Annotated in this window: 3 protein-coding genes; all 3 read left to right on the forward strand. The window is 64.0% G+C overall.

The window, feature by feature from the left end; genetic code table 11:
- Nucleotides 1-2,822, forward strand: a 2,822-nt coding sequence (mobF, locus tag C5F48_RS22455) for a MobF family relaxase (RefSeq protein ID WP_107665953.1), incomplete at its 5' end; no start/stop codon positions are given.
- Nucleotides 2,819-3,379 (forward strand): hypothetical protein, encoded by a 561-nt coding sequence (locus tag C5F48_RS22460; RefSeq protein ID WP_107665954.1) that lies wholly within the window; start codon nt 2,819-2,821, stop codon nt 3,377-3,379. The genes mobF and C5F48_RS22460, both read left to right, overlap by 4 nt.
- Nucleotides 3,376-3,588, forward strand: a 213-nt coding sequence (locus C5F48_RS25785; RefSeq protein ID WP_219907828.1) for a hypothetical protein, incomplete at its 3' end; no start/stop codon positions are given. The genes C5F48_RS22460 and C5F48_RS25785, both read left to right, overlap by 4 nt.

Here is a 3,588-nt window from a genome sequence, read left to right on the forward strand (position 1 = left end):
ACGACACCTCCCGCGCCCTCGATCCCCAGCTCCACACCCACGCGGTCGTGCAGAACATGGTGCTTGGCGAAGATGGAAAATGGACGGCGCTTTCCAACGAGCAGATCTACACCAACAAGCTCCTGATCGGCGCGATCTACCGCAACGAGCTGGCGCAGAACCTCGAAAAGCTGGGCTACGAGGTCGAGCGGACTGGAAAGGACGGCATCACCGAGATCCGCGGCGTCCCGAAAGACCTGATGGACGGCTTCTCGAAGCGCCGGCAGGAGATCGAGGCGGCGCTGGATGAGCGGGGCGGAGATCGCAGCGCGGTCAGCAGCGCCCTCGCCGCTCTGGCGACGCGCAGGGGCAAGCAGCATGGCGTCGACCGGGATGAACTGAAGGCGGCCTGGCAGCAGGAGGCAAAGAGCTTCGGCTATTCGCTGGAGGATCTGCAGAAGATCCGCGACGACGCGGCCTACAACCGCGCTGTGCAGCTCCCCGGCGCAACCCGGGAGCCGACCGCGCCCCTGACGCCGAACGAAGTCGCCGCCAAGGCGGTCGAGTTCGCCATTCAGCACATCAGCGAGCGCGCCGCCGTCTACTCGGCCGACAATCTGATGAAGGTTGCGCTCAACACCACGAAGACCGCCAGCGTCCAGCATATCGAGGCGGCGATGAAGGCGGCAGAGGCCAGCGGCCGCCTCGTCTCCGTCCATGTCCACGAATGGAAAGAGGTGCAGGAGAGGGGCGGAACCAAGGGCGGCATTCTGAAGGACCACGGCGAGGCCCCCTACCGGAACGACAAGGCGAACAAGGCCAGCTACTATGTCACCGTCCAGTCGGGAAACAGCGAGCACACGATCTGGGGCGTGGATCTCGCGCGCGCGATCGAGGCGGCCGGCGTGCAGAAGGGCGACGGGATCTACCTCTCCCGCACCGGAGACGCCCCTGTCACTGTCACCGACAAGGCGGGCCAACAGATCGAGGCCAAGCGCAATGCCTGGCACGTCGAGAAAGCCGCGCCGGAGCAGAAGGCGGCTTTGGAGAAAGCGACGGTCAAGCTCTATACCGATGACGCCACCCTGGCCGCAGAACGGCGCGTCCTGCAGGAGTTCCGGGACGCGAGGAACGATGGCGGTGTGAGCTTCGCGCCACGCTTCCGCCCGGGCGGCGGCATAAAGATGAGCGGCGACGCGCGGCTGCGACAGGCGGTCGAGAAAACCGATCTGACCGACGGCCAGAAGGATGCTGTCCTGACCGGCCTGACCGGCGCCGGGCGCTTCCGGGGCGTGCAGGGCTATGCCGGCGCCGGGAAGACCTTCATGCTCGATGCGCTGCGCGGCTTTGCCGAGAAGGCCGGCTACACGGTCGAGGGCGCGGCTCCGACCAATCGCGCCGTCGAACAGCTCTCCGAGGCGATCCCGGCCAGCACCACGACAGCCATGCTCCGGATCAACGCCGCCAACGGGAAGCTCGGCGACAAGAGCAAGTCGATCCTGGTGATTGACGAGGCCGCGATGGTCAGCACGGCCGACATGCGAGACATCATGGCCGCAGCCAACCGCGCGAACTACGCCCGCGTGATCCTCGTCGGCGACGTGAAGCAGCTCGACGCCGTCAGCGCCGGCTCGCCCTTTGCGCAGCTGCAAAAGGCGGGCCTGCCGACCGCGCTCATGGCCGACATTCAGCGCCAGCGCGATGAGACGGCCAAAGCGGCGGTCCTCCATGCAATCAAGGGCGAGGTCAAAGCCGCCTTCGACAATATCAGCAGGATCAGGACGCCCGCCCAAAGTGAGACCTTCCCGAGCGCCGTGGCGCAATCATGGCTCGCCCTGCGCCATGCCGAACGCGATAAAACCGGCGTCGTCGTTTTGACAAACGAGGTGAGGCAAAAGGTCAATGCCGAGATCCGGGCGACGCTCAAGGATGAGCGGTCGATTGGCCGGGAGGATGTAAAACAGCGCAGCCTTCAACCGCTGAACTTCACCCGCGCAGAAGCCAATGAGATCGCCAGTTACAAGGCTGGCGATGTGGTTGTGCCCCTGAAGGACATGAAGGCCGAGGGTCTGCAAAAGGGGCTGGTCTATGTGGTCGAGGGTGCGAGCGATCGGTCAAAGACCCTGATCGTTCGCCCCGAGAAGGGCGGCGAGGCGCTGCGCGTTCCCATCGGGAAGACCCCCAGAGCCGACCCTGCCCTCGTCGCCTATGAGCAGACGGAGCGCGACTTCGCCAAGGGCGACCGGGTGAAGTTCGCCATCACCGACAAGGACTCCGGCATGGCGAATGGCGCGCGCGGGACCATCGAGGCGATAGATCAGCGCCAGACCCGGGTGACATTGCAGGGTGGAAAGACCGTCACTCTGCCCGCCGACAGCATGGCGGCGCGCGGAATGGACCACGCTTATTCGGCCACGGCGCACGATTTCCAGGGCGCATCGGTGGACCGGATCATCGTCGGCATGAGCGCGGCCGAGACGCTTTCGACGCAGAAAGCGTTCTACGTGAACATCTCCCGCGCCCGCGACAGCGTGACTTTGGTCACGACAGATCCCGCCAAACTGGCCGACACGATCCAGAAAAACTCCGGCGAACGCCCCTCGGCGCTGGACGCCTATGCCCAGAAACAGCGCGACGATGCGGAGGCGGCCAAAGCCGCAGAACTGCAGAAACAGCAGGAAGCCCCCTCCCCCGCGCGCACGTTCCAAGAGCTGGACGGCGTGTTGCAGCATCAGGCGCAGAAGTTCGCCGCCATGAACAAGGAGCGTGAGACGCCCGACATCAACGCGGCGCTCAAGGAGATCGAACAGCTGCAGAAGGTGAAGGAAGGACCGATCAGATGAGAAAAGAGAACATCGACAACAAGTTCAGGTTCGTGCTTGGGCCGGTGGCGAAAGACCTTACGCTCGGCGCCTGCCCACAGGAGGCGATCCCCTCGCCAGACCACCTCGATGCCGGGATTGTCAAACTGACCACCGAAAACGCGGCGCTGAGGGCGGTGAACGATGAGCTGAAGGCGGCTCTCGATCGACTGGACGGGCGGTTCGGCGCATTCCTTGACCAGCACAACCTCGCCACCCGGAACGAGATCATGATGCTCGGCCAGATCGTCCGGGAGCTTCATGTCTTCCGCAAGATCATGATCGTCAGCTCGGCCGCCAGCAACCCGGAGGCCGAACGGCTCATGGACAAGGCGCTTCCGATCATCATGGAGCTGCGCGGCACCCTGCTGGCGTGGCGGGCACGCGAGGGCATCGACGTGCCGGAATATGACCACGGCAAGGAGGCCGATCTCCACGAGCGGCTGATCCACAACTTCGGAGGCGACAAGCCGGCCGCTTCCGCGGCGAAGGAAATCGACGCTCCGACCATCAGCCGAGAGCAGGAAAGGGAGCGGTGAAGCCCATGACCCCGTTTGCGCCAGATTCAACAAAAACAGCAGGTTACAGCCGTGCCATAAAATGGCACGGCCGTGCCATTTTATGGCACGCTGTTTGTAACCCACTGCGAAACAACAATAAAAGCAGGGGGGGCAACTTTTGGGGCTTAAACGCCGAAAAAAGCATTGTTTACAATGCTTTGCGAGGCGTTGGCAGCTTGCTGCGTCAG

The organism is Cereibacter changlensis JA139 (assembly GCF_003034985.1).
Lineage (GTDB): Bacteria > Pseudomonadota > Alphaproteobacteria > Rhodobacterales > Rhodobacteraceae > Cereibacter > Cereibacter changlensis.